Origin of the sequence: Limosilactobacillus sp. (assembly GCF_022651205.1) — a bacterium.
Taxonomy (GTDB): domain Bacteria; phylum Bacillota; class Bacilli; order Lactobacillales; family Lactobacillaceae; genus Limosilactobacillus.
The window spans coordinates 24,741-42,995 of the sequence record NZ_JALCQI010000010.1 but is presented as its reverse complement, the minus strand read 5'-3'; the positions used below and the strand labels follow the sequence as shown (position 1 = coordinate 42,995).

Genomic DNA, 18,255 nt, shown 5'->3' with positions numbered 1-18,255 from the left:
TGTGATGAATCTTCCCTATCAAGTTATTATGGCGGTGGTTGGCTTAATCGGCCTCATCCCCATTTTGCTTACCGCAATTTCGTCACTGCGGGTCAAATTAATTTCAATTGATGTTCTCGTCTCAATCGCGGTAATTGGGGCTTTTATCATCGGCGAATATAACGAAGCCGCAATCGTTACCTGGTTATTTATGTTCGGTGAAGTTTTGGAAAATATCACCCTGCAAAAAACACGAAATGCCGTGCAACAATTGACCCAACTAGCTCCCCAGACCGCCCTCGTTCTAAATGATGACGGCAGTACTGAGGAAGAAGATGTCGACTTTATTGATCCCGGAACTCACGTTTTAATTAAAACCGGTGCAAAAGTCCCCGTCGATGGTCAAGTATTGACCGGAACGGCGCTCTTAAATGAAGCAAGCGTTACCGGTGAAGCAAAATTAATTCAAAAACAAGCAGGCGAATCAGTTTTTGCCGGAACGATCGTTGAGAACGGCGTAATTACCGTTAACACAACCGCTGCGGGTGATGATACGACCTTCGGCAAGATTATTGAATTAGTCGAAGAAGCCCAGGACTCGCAAACTAAGACACAACGGTTTATTGACAAGTTCTCACAATATTACACCCCGTTCGTGTTAGTTGTGTCACTACTCGTAGGACTCTTAACCCGGGACGTTCGCCTTGCAATTACCGTCATGGTATTAGGCTGCCCCGGTGCCCTAGTAATTGGGGTGCCTGCTTCAACGGTTGCCGGAATTGGTAATGGTGCCAAGCATGGGATTCTCTTTAAGGGTTCCGATGTAATGGACCGCCTACACAAGGTTGACACCATGGTCTTTGATAAAACCGGAACCCTGACAGCCGGCCAACCAAAAGTAGCCGCGGTTGAAGTTATCAACGGTGATCGGCAAACAATCATTAACCAATTGGTAGCGATTGAACAACAGTCCGATCATCCACTAGCTAAGGCGATTCAACAATTAACAACTACTGAATCACCAATCGTCAGCGAGAGTAAAACTATTAAGGGCCGTGGGCTGCAAGCAAAAATTGCGGACCACGAATACATGGTAGGTAATCTTAATTTAGCAACGAGCTTTCTCGGTGATAATCAAGCTCTGCAAGCGACTGTTAGCCGACTAAGCCAGGAAGGAAACTCAATTGTAATTTTTGCGAACGCTAGTCAAACCGAGCTCGCAGTCTTCGGGATTAAAGATCAGCTGCGACCTGACAGCACTAAGGCACTACAACAATTAAAGCAACTCGGTATCTCAAACTTGATTATGCTGACGGGAGATAACCAAGAAACAGCTAATCAGATTGCCACCGCTTTACCACTTGATGACGTTCATGCCCAGATGCTCCCACAAGATAAGGCTAGTTTTGTCAAATCACTGCAAGAACAGGGGCACCAAGTCGCCTTTGTCGGTGATGGAATCAATGATAGTCCTGCCCTTGCCCAAGCGGACGTCGCCGTGGCAATGGGCTCTGGAACCGATGTGGCAATGGACGTTGCCGACCTCGTACTGGTTAACTCAAATTTAAGCAACCTTGTTCGCGGGCTGAAATTAGCCAAGCACACGATTAAGAACATGAATGAGAATATTATTATTGCGTTAATCACTGTCATCCTGTTGTTCATCGGCTTATTTGTTGGCTACGTCGAAATGGCTTCTGGAATGTTGATCCACGAGCTAAGTATTCTGATCGTCATCCTAAATAGTATGCGGTTAATTCATTTTTCTGCGCAAAATTGATAACCGTCAATTTTTATACTGCTGTTACTCGTTAAAATTAAGACAAAAAGGAAGTGTCCATCAATGGAAAAAGTAATGATGAAACTCGGTGGCTTAAGCTGCCCATCTTGTTTAACAAAGATTCAGAAGAGTGTTGAAAGTGCTGCCGGAACTGACGGGATTAAGGTCCTCTTCAACGCCGGTAAAGTTAAGTTTAACTTAGACCCAACCCAATCAACTACCGACGACATTAAGACCGGCATTGAAAAAATGGGTTACACAGTTCAAGGAATTAAAACAAAGGAGCTTTAAGATGACCAGTGAAGAACGATTTCAGCAAGAATTAAAACAAAGCGAAATTGACCATCACACCCCGACCGCCGGGGCAATGACTGGTCACATCATCGCTAACTTATTAATCCATACCCTAAAAATTTCCCAGGCAAAGTTTTTTGCCCATGATTTAGCAGCAGTCTTTTTAGCTGATCATGCGGACGACTGGATTCAGTTTGAGCAAGCAAAATTTAACCGCCTAAGTCAATTATTAGTTAATAATGGTGAAGCAATTCCCACGACGATCGACCAAATAAAAGAATTTACGATGTTAGAAGAAAATGGGGCTGACAAGTACCTCGCCGGTAGTGAACAGCTCTTCCATTTAGTCCAAGATTTTGATACTCAAATTCTTTTCATCAATAAAGCGATCCCGTTGGCCCACAACGAACAGTGGCCAGAATTAGAAACGGCATTAATTAATTTTCTTACCTGGATAAAAGAACAAATTGCCTTAACCCAGCACGTTTTAGGCCACGAAGTACGAACCGGGTTGTATACTGAAGAAGACGATGAGGATGACGACTTTTAAGGAGCATTAAAATGGCTGAAGAATTATGTGTGCAATTAGTGCCGCTATTTAATCAATTAGATATTTCCAAGCAACGCCAAATTGAGCACCTAGTTCACCAGCAAACAGTTACTAAGGGCACGGTGATCATTCAACCAGGCGCAAGTGAACGGTTAATAATCGTCAAAAAAGGACGAGTCCGCCTGTACCAACTTAATCCTGCAGGAGAAGAGCAGCTCCAGCGAATCGTTACCACTGGAGAGTATGTTGGTGAAACGTGGTTGTTGGGGATGGATAATGCTAATAATTACGTGGAGGTTGATACCGAAAGCGAAATTTGCATTTTACACCGCCACGACTTTATGCAGCTTCTTCAAGAACAAACCGAAATTGCCATTAAATTGTTAGAGGAACAGGCTGCCCGCATCGCAGATCTCCGCTACCAAACTCAGTTAATGGGGTTGCCAACGATCGAAGACCGGCTAATGGCTTATTTACACCACCTAGTAATTTACCAAGGGAGTCAAACCGTCAACCTGCCAATGCGCCTAAAGGACCTCGCTTCTTATTTAGGAACGACTCCTGAGACGCTATCCCGTCAACTAAATCAGCTCCAAGCTAGCGGTCAAATAACTCGTAACCACCGGCAAATAACAGTGGTTGATTAGTTGAGGTGTTCCCTAACGCCAAAAATCTAATTTTCAGCATCTTCATACCTAATCTTCAACATAATAACCCCCGAAAATTACTTTTCGGGGGTTATTATCGTTCTTACTGCTTATCTAAATACTCAAAAATTGATTTCGGGTATTTTTATTAATTAACCAGTTTCATTTAATCCTCTTTATCCTCATTCAACAGTTCTTTCTTCGCTACCTGTAACTCCTCTTCTTGTTTAGGAGCCATTTCAGGATAAGCTAGTGGCAAGCTGTTAATCTTTTTGGTCAAAATATCAGATACAATCAACCGCGAATACCACTTGTCATCGGCCGGAATGACATACCACGGATTCTGCTTCGTAGCCGTAGCATTAATTGCCTTCTCATAGGCCTTTTGATAGTCATCCCAGTATTGCCGTTCACGAATATCAGCCGCTGAAAATTTCCAGTTCTTTTCGGGAGTATCAATCCGGGCAAGGAACCGTCGCTTTTGCTCTTCCTTTGAAACGTGTAAGAAGAACTTTACAATCAAGTATCCATTACGGTTTAAATAATTCTCGTATTGGCGAATATCTTCATACCGACTCTCAAAGAAATGATTATTGACGTCCTTCATTGTCTTAATTCCTGGCAAATTTGCATCTAGGATTAGCTTCGGGTGGACTCGTGAAACTAACACATCCTCGTAGTATGAGCGGTTAAATACCCCGATGCAACCACGCATTGGCAACTCACGATTAATCCGCCACATGTAATCATGCCGTAATTCACGGCTACTTGGTTGCTTGAAATTAGCAACCTTAAAGCCGACTGGATCAACTCCTGAGAAGATATGATAGATCATACTATCCTTTCCCGCAGCATCCATTGCTTGAAATACCACCAATACACCAAAATGGCGGCGCGCATACATCATCTTTTGTGCTTTTCTGATTGCTTTAACATTTTTCTTAATCTGCTTTTTAATTTTCTTTAACTCATCAGCGGAGTCCTTAACCTTTGTTGGTGCTTCGTCAAGCTTAAAATCATCTTTTGTATAACGATATTTCTTTGTCTTCATCATTAACACCTCGTTTTACCCTCATCATAGCAAACAACTAATAATTTAGTTAATAAAAGCACTCAGGTAAAACGAGAAATATAATGCATAAACAAAGATCCAAAGCCCGACTTTACCGAGTTTTGGATCTCTTTTATTAAAGGCTAACCTCGCCAACGATATTTTGATTAAAGAATTTAGCAACCTGGTGAACATCCATCTTTTGCCCTAAAGCCCACATGAGCTTCGTAATCGTACTTTCGGACGTCATATCATGGGCGCTGATTGCTCCCTTCAACAAGGCTTCTCGACCAACTTCATACTTTGTTAGGTCACTGCGTTCATACAGACACTGACTAGTTGCGATTACGGGAATTCCCTGCTTAATCAGTTCACCAATTGCTCCAACCATATTCCGCCGAATAAAGTTCATTCCTCCAAGACCGTATCCCTCGATCACAATCCCTTTACAGCCATTCTTAACCATCGCAAATAAAAGCTGCGGATCAAACCCTGGAAATAGTTTAACCAGTGAAACGTGCGGATCAATCTTTGTGTTTAAGACGCACTCCTCAGCATGAGGAAAATTAACTTGCTGAGGGTTAAGGACTAACCCATCTGAAGTCACAGTAGCTATTGGTGGGACATTAACACTTTCAAATGCATTAAAGTTCGTTGTCCGTACCTTCACGCTCCGACAACCTAGCATTACCTTCTCACTAAAGGCTAAGTAAATCCCTGGCCGACACGTTGCGGCTGCCGCAAAGGCTAACCGTAAATTATCGGGAGCATCACTCAAGATTACGTTAATTGGTACCTGGCTCCCAGTAAGAACTACCGGCAAATTGATTCCTTGCAGCATAAATGACAACATGGACGCCGTATAAGCCATTGTATCCGTCCCATGAGAAACAACGATTCCATCGTAGTCATTCCGGTATTCATAGATCTTTTTAGCAATAAATTCCCATTCTTCTGGCTGAATGTTTGAAGAATCCAATTGGAGAATGTCACGAACTTCAATCTTATATGGAAGTTGGCCAAGCATCTTGATTAAACCTTCCCCAGATTCTTTAGGAACTAATCCAGAATCCGAAGCAACTGACGCAATCGTTCCTCCAGTAGAAAGTAATAGTATCTTTTTCATTTGCCTTTTCTCCATCATCTTGTTTAGTTTTGATTATACAACATTATTTCACTCTACAGAAAAAGGAAGTATGGGAGTATCCACTAAAGATCTCACTCCATACTTCCAATATATTTCCCGGGTAATAATTTAATACCGAACTGTCCGTGACTGGTTTGATCTCACCACGATTAATACAACTGCTAACGTAATAAACACAGCAGCAGCACAAACAATAAACAGAGCTCGGTAACTAGAAAGCTCAATCAAAATTCCACCAAATAGTGGTCCAATTGCTTTTCCTAGTGATGAAAATGCGTTCAAAATTCCCTGGTATTTTCCCTTGATATTTACAGGTGACAGCTCATTAACAATTGCTGGCATGGTCGGGAAGGCCGTTGCTTCACCGATTGTCAGCACAGTCATTGCCAGCACAAACCAAACATATGACTTTGCGAATAACAGTAACACGAAGGAAAAGCCAACCGTAAAGATACCGAGGAATACCTGTAAATAAAGATTTGAGTGGTACCGATTAATCCAGGTAATGATCAACTGGATAACCACAATTAGGACCCCGTTAAGTGTCCACAAAAGACTGTACTTGGTCATTGAAATTCCCTGATCTGTCATGAATACAGAAAGGTTACTTGCCCATTGTTCATACATCGTCCAAATGATCATTAAAGCCGCGAAGAAGGTCCAACTAATTATAAGGTTACTAACCGGCATTTTAGCTTGCTTCTCGCCACCTTCGACTTCCACGTCTACTTCGCGATTACTCCTTCGAGTCCCCTTATTGTCTTTAAAGAAGAAAAAGACAACGGCACTAAAAAGAACATAAAGGACTGTGGTAATTGAAAACATCGGTGAAATGTTACCGTGGGCGTACTGGTAAAGCGGCCCCACAATTGTTGTTCCAATCACCATTCCTAAATTATTGGAAAAGTACAACATGTTAAAGACATACCGACCATCTTGTCCGGACTGGGTTCCGTAAGAGTTCACCATGGTGATTATCCAACCATTCATAAAGCCGACTCCAGTTAGTAGGATCCCATAAACTGGCCAGCCATTGAACGCAATTAATAACCCCATGATTACAGTTGCTGTAACTGTTCCGCCAAGCATTAATTGCCGCGGATTTTTCTTATCAAATAATGTCCCGGCGATATAACTCCCCACAACATTAGCACCGGAATACAAAAGCAGGACAATCCCAGAAACAGTTAATGATTCATGAAGCTGTTGGTGCATATAAATGGTAGTTAACGGCCAAACAAAACTATTACCGATACTCCCCAAAAACATTCCTAGCAGCAACCATTTTAATTCAATTCCTTGACGGTTCATCTTACGCCTCCTCCTTTATCCTTGATCGGCTTACTTACAAGCCTCATTCACTTTGACTATACCCTTTTTCCTTGTCAAAGGGGTAACTGAACGCTTATATTCTTTAAAAACACACAAAAGGGCCCCTACGATCTCTCTTAGATGCCCTTACTATTCGATTAGTTATTATCTTCTGGAATATATGAAACAGAAGCAAACTTATTATATGACTTAGCAAACAATAGTTTAACGGTTCCCCGTGGACCACTCCGGTTCTTCTCAATAATGACTTCAACTTCACTCACGTTTGAGCCGTCATCATCATCACCGGCTTGACCACTATTCTGACTATCTTCGCCATCACTATCTTCATCATGATCATAATAATCATCACGGTACAAGAAACTAACAATATCCGCATCCTGCTCAATTGAACCTGATTCACGAATATCTGAAAGTACTGGTCGTTTATCCTGTCGCTGTTCAACTCCACGAGAAAGCTGTGACAAGGCAATTACTGGCACTTCTAGTTCCTTAGCAAGTTTTTTTAACTGACGAGAAATTTCAGAAACTTCTTGCTGACGGTTATCAGGGTTTGTTCCTTCAATCAGTTGAAGATAATCAATAACAATTAATCCAAGGTTGCCCTTTTCCTTTGCTAAACGGCGACAACGCGCACGAATCTCCGCCACTTTGATCCCGGCAGTATCATCAATGTAAATATTAGCTTTCGAAAGCGAACCCGTAGCGATAAACAAACTATTCCATTCGTCCTGAGTTAGTTGTCCGGTTCGTAAGTGATTGGCGTTAATATTACCTTCTGCACAAATCATCCGGTTAACTAAGGATTCGGCTCCCATTTCCAAACTAAAGATTGCTACTGCGGTATCAGAACTAGTTGCCACATTTTGCGCAATGTTTAATGCAAAGGCGGTCTTCCCAACAGCTGGTCGTGCCGCTATAATTACCAATTCATCTTTATGCAGCCCAGTCGTCATTTCGTCTAGCTGCTGGTAACCAGTCGATAATCCAGTAACCTCACTATCATTCTTAGAGAGGTCATTAACATGCTTTAAGGAATCCTCAAGGACATCCTTAATGCTTTGAAAGCCATTTTGTGTATTATCCTGTGAAACCTGCATAATCTGCTGCTCAGCGCTATCAAGCAGGTCAGAAATACTATCATTATCGGCATAACTATTATTAATAATCTTAGTAGCAGTATTAATTAGGCGCCGCCGCGTTGCCTTATCATGGACAATCTTGGCATAGTAGACAACATTAGCTGCAGTTGGCACTGCCGTAGCAAGTTCTGCAATATAGGCAACCCCGCCAATATTTTCAGTCTGATTGTCCTTGTCCAATGCACTCCGCATCGTTACCACATCAATCGGCTGATCCTCTTCATTAAGATCAACCATCTTCTGAAAAATAATCTGATGGGCCTTACGGTAAAAATCGCGCGGTTCCAAATATTCCATTGCATCGGCCAGGGCATCTTTACTTAAAAAGACAGCTCCAAGAACTGCCTTTTCCGCATCAATGTCACGTGGCTCTTCTTGCACTGGTGCATTATCCATGACGATACGCTCCTTTAATCAATGAGCTTACTTTTCAGCAATGTGAACCCGAATTTCAGCCATTACTTGTGGGTGCAACTTAATTGGCACGTTAACATAACCTAACGCCTTGATTGGTGCTGCAAGTTCAATCTTCCGCTTATCAATCTTAACATTGAACTGCTTTTGCAATGCGGTTGCAATTTGTTTAGTAGAGATCGAACCGAACATCCGACCGTCAGTCCCAGCCTTACCGCTTAGCTCAACTACTGTCTTGTCATCTTCAAGAATCTTTTTGAGCTTCTTTGATTCAGCAAGTTCTTCAGCAGCGTGCTTCTCTTCTGCCCGTTGTTGACCAGCCAGTTGACTCATCGCAGCATGAGTAGCCTGCTTAGCCAAGCCACGCTTAATAAGGTAGTTCTGAGCATAGCCATCAGGAACATCTTTTACTTGGCCCCGCTTACCGCGACCACGTACATCTTGAACAAAAATAACTTTCATCCTAGTCACTCCTCCGTTGATTCTTCACTACTATCATCCTCTGTTTTACTCAATTGGTCAATTAGCGTTTGCTTAACTTCCTCAATTGTCTTTCCCTTTATTTGAGTTGCAGCATTGGCCAGGTGACCACCGCCACCCATTCTCTCCATGATTACTTGAACGTTTACGTCCCCCATGGATCGAGCTGAAATGCAGACAATCCCATCGACTCGTTTAGTGATAACAAATGCTGCTTCAACACCATTAACCTGCAAGAGCATATCAGCTGCCTGGGCGGCCGTAACAGGGTCATAAATCTGATCCTCCTCACCCGCACAAATTGCAAGCGAATTATTTAACTCTGCCCGAGAGATCAAATGATTCCGTTTCATGAAGTTATCCGCATTCTCCTTCATAAACATCTGAATCATCATTCCATCGGCACCAGCTGACCGCAAATAACTTGCTGCATCAAATGTCCGTGTCCCGGCACTCTTGGTAAACGACTTAGTATCAATCTGAATTCCTGTCAACATTGCTGTTGCTTCCAGTTTATTTAAGCCTTTCCCTTCCCGTGGCTGGTATTCAAACATTTCAGTAATCAACTCACAAGTCGATGAAGCATATGGTTCGATATAAACCAATAATGGATTTTCAGGGAACTCCTCACTGCGCCGATGGTGATCAATAATCACTAACCGGTTCTGTAATCGCTCATAAAGCTCTGGAGCAATCGTAATCCCCTTCTTAGCATGATCAACCATTACTAGTAGGCTATTAGGAGTTGCTTTTTCCAAAGCCTCTTCAGGAGTAATAATGTGCTCCTTAATTTCCTGATAGTTATCCATTTGCTTCAAAAGCCGCTGAATATCTGAATGGGTCTGTTCATCATCGATAACAATCCAACATTCACGATTGTTCATTTCAGCAATTCGCCTGATTCCCAAACAAGCCCCAAGTGAATCCATATCAGGGTTCTTATGCCCCATTACAAAGAGCTGATCTGCTTGGGCCATTAATTCTTGGAGCGCTTGACTAATCATTCGAGCACGTACCCGAGTCCGTTTCTCCATTGGGTTAGTCTTCCCACCGTAGAACCGAGCCTCTGAATCGTGAGCACGGACAACCACCTGATCACCACCTCGACCTAAAGCAAGATCAAGGTTGTTCTGAGCAGTATCAGCTAATTTAACCAGGTTGTTTTCACCATAAGCAATTCCCACACTTAGCGTTACCGGTGAGTTTTGCTTTGACGTATTTTCCCGAATAATATCAAGGATCTTAAATTTCTTTTCTTCTAATTGCTTCAATGAAGCCTGGTGACCAATAATTAAGTAATTATCGTCATCAATCACTTTCATCAACAAGTGGTTCTCTGCGGCCCACTTGCTAATCTCCGAAGTTACGTAATTATGAAGGTTAGAAACGTCAGAATCGCTCATTCCTTGGGTTAACTCAATATAGTTATCCAGGTAAATATTCCCCAAGAAAATTTGTTGCTGCTTGTAACGTTTATTAATTTCCTCATAATTCGTTACATCCATCAGGTAGATAACGTGATTGTCCCGTTGAACAAGAAACTCAAACTGCCGATTTTGCCAGGTAACTATTTTAGGCAACTTGTCATTACGATGAACATTTTCTAATTTAGCGAGTTCGACATCAACTTCCTTAAGCTTTTTACCCACAACAATCTTGAGTTCAAAGTACTTTGCCATGTAAGGATTAATCCATTGAATTTCTCCCTGCTTATTCATCAAGATGATTCCCATTGGCATCTTAAGCAAAGCCTCTTGCTGGCCCTGTTCAACCCGGTAAGTTAAATCTGCTAAGTATTCATGAGCATCATCCACGATTGTCCGTAAACGCCTGATACTAACCTGACTACCAAAAATTGCCGCAATTAGGATTACAATTCCTAAAAGCCAGCTAATACAAAATCCTAGTACCAAACTAAGGATTGTCAAAATTAAAATATAAATAAAATTCCAACGAACTGCCGGCTGCTTAAACAGCTCTCGCCAGTATTCTCGACTAAAAAGATCTCTCATACTGGTCCTCCCGATGTTTAACATTTTCTCTAATTCTTAATCTTTGTTAAATAAATCAATATCTATAATATCACATTGCCTTATTTAACTACATCTTGAGACTTACCGAATAGGGAAAATATTTTAAAAATAAAGAATCGCAACAATAATCTGCTACGATTCTTTATTAATTCTACGGAATTAGTCTTCAGCAACAAATGGCAAAAGACCCATAATCCGAGCTCGCTTGATAGCGATAGTTAACTTACGTTGGTTCTTGGCGCTAGTACCAGTAACCCGACGTGGTAAAATCTTACCCCGTTCAGAAATGAACCGACGTAATAAATCAGTGTCTTTGTAATCGATGTAGTCGATGTGGTTTGCGGCGATAAAGTCGACTTTACGACGACGACGGCCGCCACGACGTTGTTGTGCCATGAAATTACCCTCCTATCTGGTTAAAAAGTTTTAGAATGGTAATTCGTCATCAGATAGGTCAATGGATTGACCGTCATCCCCACTATCAGGGAATTGATTATCTGGTTGGCTTGATTGGTTATTGTTACCACCAAAGCCATTGTTTGACGAATTAGCTTGAGGAGCATTATTTCCAGGTTGTGGTTGATTATTATTGTACTGTGGTTGACCTTGACCGCCAAATGGTTGTTGGTTGCCATATTGTTGTTGACTACCACCATTTTGCCGTGGTTCAAGCAGTGCAAAATTATCGACAACAACTTCAGTAACGTAAACCCGGTTTCCTTGTTGGTTTTCGTAATTCCGGGTTTGAATCCGTCCTTCGATTCCAACTAGGGATCCCTTATGAGTAAAGTTACTAAAGTTTTCAGCGGATTTACGCCAAATGACGCAATTGATAAAGTCAGCATCCCGATCACCGTTTTGGTTCCGGAATTGACGATCAACAGCTAGTGTAAAGGATACAACAGCTGTTCCACTGGTTGTGTACCGCAACTCAGGATCTCTTGTTAAGCGTCCAGTAAGTACTGCACGATTAATCATAGATCTCGTCTCCTCTCTATTAATTGAAGATCAAATTAAGCTTCACGCTTGATGATCATGTGACGTAGGATATCATCGCTGAACTTAGCTAAACGATCGAATTCGTTTAAGGCTTCGTCAGTGTCGGTAGTAAGGTTTACCACGTGGTAAGTACCTTCAGTGTACTTGTCAATTGGGTAAGCAAACCGGCGTGTTGACCAATCTTTGGAATCAGCGATAGTTGCACCATTGTCCTCAAGAACCTTGTCAAAACGAGCTACAAGATCACTCTTTGCAGATTCTTCCATGTCAGGACGAATGATGTAAGTAATTTCATATTTACGTGTTTCCATGAATGTTACACCTCCTTATGGACTCTGGCTCTTCCCGTTAATAAATTAAGAAGAACAAGGAGAGTAGACGTCTGTTACGTATACTCACAAGAATAAAATATACCACAGACATTGGTTTAAAACAAGGAACAGGTAACAAGAAAATCCTGAATTTGCGGTCTAATTAATAAAGACGTAATAATTCAGGATTTATATTTTATTTATTCATCTTTTTCGGGTGCAGATGTTTCTACTTCTTGTTCATCATTGCTGGTTGAGTTTTCATTTGATGAAGAATCATCTTCCTCATCGCTTTCCTTTTCAACCTTTGCAATCGTAGCAACATGCGTTCCCTTGTCCATCTTAATTAAGTGAACACCTAATGCTGAACGACCAGTCTGTGATACGGTCTCAACACCGAAGCGGATAATCACACCATGATCAGTAACCAGCATAATATCTTCGTCACCCTTAACAGTTGTAAGGCCAACTAGTGGTCCGTTCTTCTTTGTGACGTTAACGGTCTTTACACCTAAGCCACCACGACCCTTAATTGGGTATTCGTTAGCAGGGGTTTGCTTACCGTAACCTAACTCACTAATTACTAAAACATTACTGTCATCATCAAGTGGTGCTGCGCCAATGACATAATCCTCATCTCGGAGACGAATTCCTCGTACCCCAGCAGCTGAACGACCCATCGACCGTACTACTGATGAGTTAAAGCTCAACGCATAACCATGATGAGTTCCGATAATCATGTTCTGCTGATCCTTAACAATATCAACATGAATCAATTCGTCATCATCATGGAGGTTAATTGCTTTCAAACCATTACTCCGAATATTCTTAAATTCAGTAACCGGAGTTCGTTTTACAGTTCCCTTCTTGGTGGTAAAGAAGAGAAGCTTATCGTCGTCATTGGTTTCATGTGAAACGTTAATCACAGCACTAATCTTTTCTTTATTGTCAATTCCCAACAAGTTAATAATTGGAATTCCCTGTGCGGAACGACCGTATTCTGGAATTTCATACCCTTTCATGGAGTAGACCTTTCCAGAGTTGGTAAAGAAGAGAAGAAGGTCATGCGTATCACTAGAAATCAATTGTTCAATGAAGTCGTCTTTGTGGACTCCCATCCCCTTAACACCACGACCACCACGATGTTGAGATTTAAATTCATCAACCGGTAGCCGTTTAATGTAGCCATTATGTGTCAAGGTAACAATGATTGATTCTTCTTCAATCAAATCTTCATCTTCAATATTGGTAATGTCACCAACTTGAAGCTCAGTTCGCCGCTTATCACCAAACTTCTTTTGGATTTCTAACAGTTCATCATAGATAATTTTGTTAATTCGTTCTTGGTGAGCAAGAATATCCTTATAGTCAGCGATTGCAGCCATTAATTTCTTGTATTCAGCTTCAATCTTTTCCCGCTCTAATCCGGTTAACCGGACCAACCGCATATCAAGGATTGCCTGTGCTTGTCGATCTGACAAACCATAATTCTCCATCAACTGGTTCTTCGCGATCTCACTTGTTTGTGAGTTCCGGATGATATTAATAATCTCATCAATGTGGTCTAGAGCAATCCGCAAACCGGCAACGATATGTGCCCGGTTTTCAGCCTTCTTCAACTCGAATTGTGTCCGCCGACGAACAACATTTTCTTGGTGTTCGAGGTAATACTTAAGGATTTCCTTTAAGCTAAGAATCTTTGGTGCACCGTTAACGATCGCTAGCATATTAAAGTTAAAAGTCGTTTGCATCAAAGTCATCTTGTAAAGGTTATTTAAGATCACTTCGGCACTGGCATCACGACGCACATCAATCACGATCCGCATCCCTTCACGGTCAGTTTCATCGTTAACGTCAGTGATTCCTTCAATTTCCTTATTCCGGGCCAAATCAGCGATCCGTTCAATCAACTTCGCCTTGTTAACCATGTACGGAATTTCATGAACGACAATCTGTTGTCGACCATTTTTCCGTTCCTCAATGTCAACCTTAGCCCGAACAATAATTGTCCCGCGACCCGTCTCATAAGCCTTCCGAATACCTGACTTACCCATGACAACACCGCCAGTTGGAAAATCAGGACCTGGTAAGACCTTCATTAGGTCCTCAGTCGTTGCATCAGGGTTATCCATTAGTACGTGGATTGCACTAATTACTTCTCCTAAATTATGGGTTGGAATATTCGTGGCCATCCCAACGGCAATTCCTGAAGCACCGTTAACAAGCAAGTTTGGAAAACGAGCCGGTAAAACAGTTGGTTCTTTTTCAGTTCCATCATAGTTATCTTGGAAATCAACAGTGTCTTTATTAATATCCCGGAGCATTTCAACAGCAATCTTGCTCATCTTTGCTTCGGTATACCGCATGGCGGCAGGGCTATCACCATCAATTGAACCAAAGTTACCGTGACCATCAACTAACATGTACCGATAACTAAAATCCTGAGCCATCCGAACTAACCCTTCGTAAATTGAAGAGTCACCGTGGGGGTGGAATTTCCCCATAACATCCCCAACAATCCGGGCAGACTTCTTGTATGGCTTATCAGGAGTAACCCCTAATTCATTCATTCCGTACAGGATCCGTCGCTGTACTGGTTTCAACCCATCCCGTACATCAGGCAGCGCCCGGGAGACGATAACACTCATGGCATAGTCAAGGAATGAATTTTTCATTTGACTAGTCAAGTTAACGTCCGTAATCCGGCTATTTGATAGTTCATTATCAGCCACTATCTTTGTTCCTCCTTTGCTTTTTTACAAATCAAGGTTCTCAACAAACTTGGCGTTCTTTTCGATAAATTCACGACGCGGTGTAACTTTATTCCCCATTAGCATTGGGAAGATTTGTTCTGCTGCCTTAGCGTCATCGAGGTTAACCCGAAGCAGGTGACGCTTTTCGGGATCCATTGTGGTTTCCCACAATTGTTCGGCATCCATTTCACCAAGACCCTTGTACCGTTGGATAACTGGCTTAGGACTTGGCTGAAGGGAATTAACAACCCGATCGAGTTCTTCATCTGATTCAATATATCTAACGAATTTACCTTGACGAACCTGATATAGAGGTGGTTGGGCAATGTAAACATAACCATGAGTAATCATTGGCTTCATGAACCGGTAGAAGAGTGTCAGGAGCAGTGTTCGAATATGTGCACCATCAACATCGGCATCGGTCATGATAATTAACTTATGGTAATTGGCCTTAGTAATATCGAAATCTTCACCGAAGCCAGTTCCTAATGCTGTGAAAAGGGATCGAATTTCATCGTTTGCTAAGACCCGGTCAAGGGTTGCCTTTTCAACATTCAGGATCTTCCCCCGAATTGGCAAAATAGCTTGAGTCAGCCGAGAACGTCCCTGTTTTGCAGAACCACCGGCCGAGTCCCCCTCGACGATAAACAGTTCAGAGATATTTGGATCCTTACTTGTATTATCAGCTAACTTACCTGGCAGGTTGCTGATTTCCAATCCGCTCTTCTTTCGGGTAACTTCCCGAGCTCGTTTAGCAGCAACCCGTGCCTTAGAAGCTAATTGCCCCTTTTCAATGATCTGTCGCGCTTCATCAGGGTGTTCAAGCAAGAACCTGTTAAAGGTTGCAGCAAAGACATGATCCGTTGCGGTCCGTGCATCTGAATTACCCAGCTTTGTTTTCGTTTGTCCCTCAAACTGTGGGTCAGGGTGCTTAATCGAAACAACCGCTGTCAATCCTTCACGCACATCATCACCAGAAAGCGTCTCGTTATTCTTTAAGACACCTGCCTTGTGGCCATAATCATTTATTACCCGGGTTAAGGCCATCTTGAACCCGGTCTCGTGCGTCCCACCTTCGTAGGTATGGATATTGTTAGTAAACGTTAATAATTCGCTCCGGTATGAATCCGTATATTGAAGGGAAACTTCAACTGTAATGCCGTTTTCCTTTCCCTCAACATAAATTGGCGGTTCAAAAAGAGTCGTCTTTCCTTCATTCAAGAAATCAACGTAGTGTCGAATCCCACCTTCGTAATGGAATTCTTGCCGTTCTGGTTTTTCGTCACGCTTATCCTCAATCGTAATCTTAAGTCCCTTATTCAAGAAGGCTAATTCACGGAGACGATTGGTTAATGTTTTGATATTGTACGTTGTCGTTTCACGGAAAATTTCCGGATCTGGCTTAAAGTGAACGGTTGTCCCATGAACATCTTCCGGTACGTTTTCGTCAATAACCTTCATCGAGGTCTTAACATGACCGTGATCGAAGTCCATGTAGTAACGCTTGCCTTGACGGGCAACTTTAACATCAAGTTCTGTCGATAAAGCATTAACGACAGATGCACCAACACCGTGTAGACCACCAGAAACCTTGTATCCGCCACCGCCAAACTTACCACCGGCATGAAGGACGGTAAAGACAGTTTCAAGCGCTGGCTTACCAGTTTCTTTTTGGGTATCTACTGGAATACCACGACCGTTATCGGTAACGGAAATACTATTATCCGGTTCAACAACCACATTAATCTCATCACAGAATCCTGCTAAGGCTTCATCAATTCCGTTATCGACAATTTCCCAAACCAAATGGTGTAGTCCTTGAGCCGAGGTCGAACCGATATACATCCCCGGCCGCTTTCGTACCGCATCAAGCCCTTTTAGGACCTGAATTTGACTGGCATCATACTCGCTCGCTAACTCAGCTTTTGTTTCTTTTTGCTCGTCGCTCACTGTGTTTCCCCCTTGCTCAAAGTACCATGTTCAATTTCAAAGATTTTCGGTTGATGGATTAGCTGCCGAGCAACGTCATTAAGACTTGTTGTTGTTAGGAAGGTCTGGACCTTATCCTGAAAGGCAGTTAATAAGTGTGTTTGACGAATCGTATCTAGTTCAGATAGGACATCGTCAAGAAGTAGTAACGGATATTCCCCAGTTTGTTCTTTCATTAGGTCAATCTCTGCTAACTTAACGGACAAGGCCGTTGTTCGTTGTTGCCCCTGTGAACCAAAGGACTGAACATTTTTCCCGTTAACCATGAAATGAATATCATCGCGTTGTGGCCCATACATTGTGGTCCCCTTATCAATTTCCCAATCAGCATGGGACTGATAAAGATTAAGTAATTCTTGGTAGGCCTGCTCAACAGTCGTATCCTGACTCAGTTTTAATTGGGTAGCATAGTCTAACCTTAACTGTTCAGCGTTTAGCGAAATTTTTTGATGAAGCTGTGAAGCCCATTTCTCTAAATGCTTTAGGAACTGATAACGCGCAATAATAACTTCCGCACCATATGCAGCGAGTTGATCCGAAAGCACCCCAAGCAAAACCTTGTCATGTTGTTGGCCATATTTCAGTTGCTTCAGGTACTTATTTCTCTGGCGTAATAGGGTTCGGTATTGTCCAGCGTTATAAAGGTATTTACTACTCATCTGACTAAATTCCATATCCATAAAATGACGCCGCAGTGCTGGTGCCCCCTTCACGAGGGACAAGTCCTCCGGCGCAAACAGAATGGCATTTAGTTGGCCAATATATGTTGATAAGCGAGCCTGTTCAAGGTGATTGACCTTTGCTCGCTTTCCTTTAGGAGTGAATTCTAGTTCTAGCGGAACTCGTCCACTTGTTTTCTGAACGATTCCGCTAATCGTTGCTGATTTATGCTGCCAGTTGATCAGCTCCCGGTTGTTGTTAGTCCGGTGACTTCTCGTTAATGACAATGCATAAATTGCCTCTAACATATTCGTTTTTCCCTGTGCATTGTGGCCGATAAGGACATTAACTCCTGGGGCAAACTGAACTGTTAGATCCTCATAATTACGAAAATTATGCAAGTGCAATTCTGAAAGAATCATGCAATTTCCTACTTACTCTTAATCATAATTGGCTCATGTTCAGGAATAATCACAACATCTTCTGGGTATAATTTCCGCCCTCGCCGATCATCAAGTTCGTTATTAACCCGAACATCATGCTCCTTTAAAAACCATTTAGCCGCTCCACCAGTAGGGATAATCCCTTCTTCTTTAAGCAATTGTCCCAACGTGATAAACGGTCGATCAATTTTTATGGTTTTGGTTTCCACACTTAATCACCTACTTTTCACAAATACTATTATACCACATTT

General features: G+C 42.2%; 17 protein-coding genes. 4 read left to right on the top strand and 13 right to left on the bottom strand.

Annotated elements, in window-relative coordinates; translation table 11 throughout:
* The 4 genes from LKJ51_RS03695 to LKJ51_RS03680 form a co-directional block, all read left to right on the top strand.
* Positions 1-1,759: heavy metal translocating P-type ATPase (locus LKJ51_RS03695; protein WP_291980106.1), on the top strand; the 1,759-nt coding region annotated here is incomplete at its 5' end.
* 63 nt (positions 1,760-1,822) lie between these two features.
* A complete protein-coding gene (locus LKJ51_RS03690) occupies positions 1,823-2,050 on the top strand; it encodes a heavy-metal-associated domain-containing protein (protein WP_291978508.1) in 228 nt (75 codons plus the stop codon).
* Between the two features lies 1 nt (position 2,051).
* Complete coding sequence (locus LKJ51_RS03685; RefSeq protein WP_291978507.1) at positions 2,052-2,603, top strand: DNA-binding protein; 552 nt, start codon at positions 2,052-2,054, stop codon at positions 2,601-2,603.
* A gap of 11 nt (positions 2,604-2,614) precedes the next feature.
* Positions 2,615-3,250: a Crp/Fnr family transcriptional regulator gene (locus LKJ51_RS03680; RefSeq protein WP_291978506.1), complete on the top strand. Its 636-nt coding sequence runs from the start codon at positions 2,615-2,617 to the stop codon at positions 3,248-3,250.
* A gap of 166 nt (positions 3,251-3,416) precedes the next feature.
* On the opposite strand, the gene LKJ51_RS03675 is transcribed toward LKJ51_RS03680, so the two are convergent.
* From LKJ51_RS03675 to yaaA, 13 genes are all read right to left on the bottom strand, one after another.
* Positions 3,417-4,301: a PPK2 family polyphosphate kinase gene (locus LKJ51_RS03675; protein WP_291978505.1), complete on the bottom strand. Its 885-nt coding sequence runs from the start codon at positions 4,299-4,301 to the stop codon at positions 3,417-3,419.
* Positions 4,302-4,437: 136 nt separating this feature from the next.
* Complete coding sequence (locus tag LKJ51_RS03670; protein WP_291978504.1) at positions 4,438-5,427, bottom strand: asparaginase; 990 nt, start codon at positions 5,425-5,427, stop codon at positions 4,438-4,440.
* A gap of 129 nt (positions 5,428-5,556) precedes the next feature.
* Positions 5,557-6,759 (bottom strand): MDR family MFS transporter, encoded by a 1,203-nt coding sequence (locus LKJ51_RS03665; RefSeq protein WP_291978503.1) that lies wholly within the window; start codon positions 6,757-6,759, stop codon positions 5,557-5,559.
* A gap of 158 nt (positions 6,760-6,917) precedes the next feature.
* Positions 6,918-8,318 (bottom strand): replicative DNA helicase, encoded by a 1,401-nt coding sequence (gene dnaB / locus LKJ51_RS03660; protein WP_291978502.1) that lies wholly within the window; start codon positions 8,316-8,318, stop codon positions 6,918-6,920.
* A gap of 27 nt (positions 8,319-8,345) precedes the next feature.
* Positions 8,346-8,798, bottom strand: coding sequence for a 50S ribosomal protein L9 (gene rplI / locus LKJ51_RS03655; RefSeq protein WP_291978501.1), 453 nt, complete (start codon positions 8,796-8,798; stop codon positions 8,346-8,348).
* A 5-nt stretch (positions 8,799-8,803) separates the two neighbouring features.
* Positions 8,804-10,828, bottom strand: coding sequence for a DHH family phosphoesterase (locus LKJ51_RS03650; RefSeq protein ID WP_291978500.1), 2,025 nt, complete (start codon positions 10,826-10,828; stop codon positions 8,804-8,806).
* A 180-nt stretch (positions 10,829-11,008) separates the two neighbouring features.
* On the bottom strand, positions 11,009-11,245 hold the full coding sequence (gene rpsR / locus LKJ51_RS03645) for a 30S ribosomal protein S18 (RefSeq protein ID WP_003716302.1): 237 nt from the start codon (positions 11,243-11,245) through the stop codon (positions 11,009-11,011).
* A 30-nt stretch (positions 11,246-11,275) separates the two neighbouring features.
* On the bottom strand, positions 11,276-11,827 hold the full coding sequence (gene ssb, locus LKJ51_RS03640) for a single-stranded DNA-binding protein (protein ID WP_291978499.1): 552 nt from the start codon (positions 11,825-11,827) through the stop codon (positions 11,276-11,278).
* Positions 11,828-11,862: 35 nt separating this feature from the next.
* Complete coding sequence (rpsF, locus tag LKJ51_RS03635; RefSeq protein ID WP_291978498.1) at positions 11,863-12,159, bottom strand: 30S ribosomal protein S6; 297 nt, start codon at positions 12,157-12,159, stop codon at positions 11,863-11,865.
* A gap of 200 nt (positions 12,160-12,359) precedes the next feature.
* Complete coding sequence (gene gyrA, locus LKJ51_RS03630) at positions 12,360-14,834, bottom strand: DNA gyrase subunit A (protein ID WP_434737674.1); 2,475 nt, start codon at positions 14,832-14,834, stop codon at positions 12,360-12,362.
* 81 nt (positions 14,835-14,915) lie between these two features.
* A complete protein-coding gene (gene gyrB, locus LKJ51_RS03625; protein WP_291978496.1) occupies positions 14,916-16,862 on the bottom strand; it encodes a DNA topoisomerase (ATP-hydrolyzing) subunit B in 1,947 nt (648 codons plus the stop codon).
* Positions 16,859-17,983, bottom strand: coding sequence for a DNA replication/repair protein RecF (gene recF, locus LKJ51_RS03620; protein WP_291978495.1), 1,125 nt, complete (start codon positions 17,981-17,983; stop codon positions 16,859-16,861). Before recF ends, gyrB begins: the two co-directional genes overlap by 4 nt.
* Before the next feature lie 8 nt (positions 17,984-17,991).
* Positions 17,992-18,213 carry a S4 domain-containing protein YaaA gene (gene yaaA, locus LKJ51_RS03615; RefSeq protein WP_291978493.1) on the bottom strand — a complete coding sequence of 74 codons (222 nt, stop codon included), beginning with the start codon at positions 18,211-18,213 and terminating at the stop codon, positions 17,992-17,994.
* Positions 18,214-18,255 lie beyond the last annotated feature (42 nt).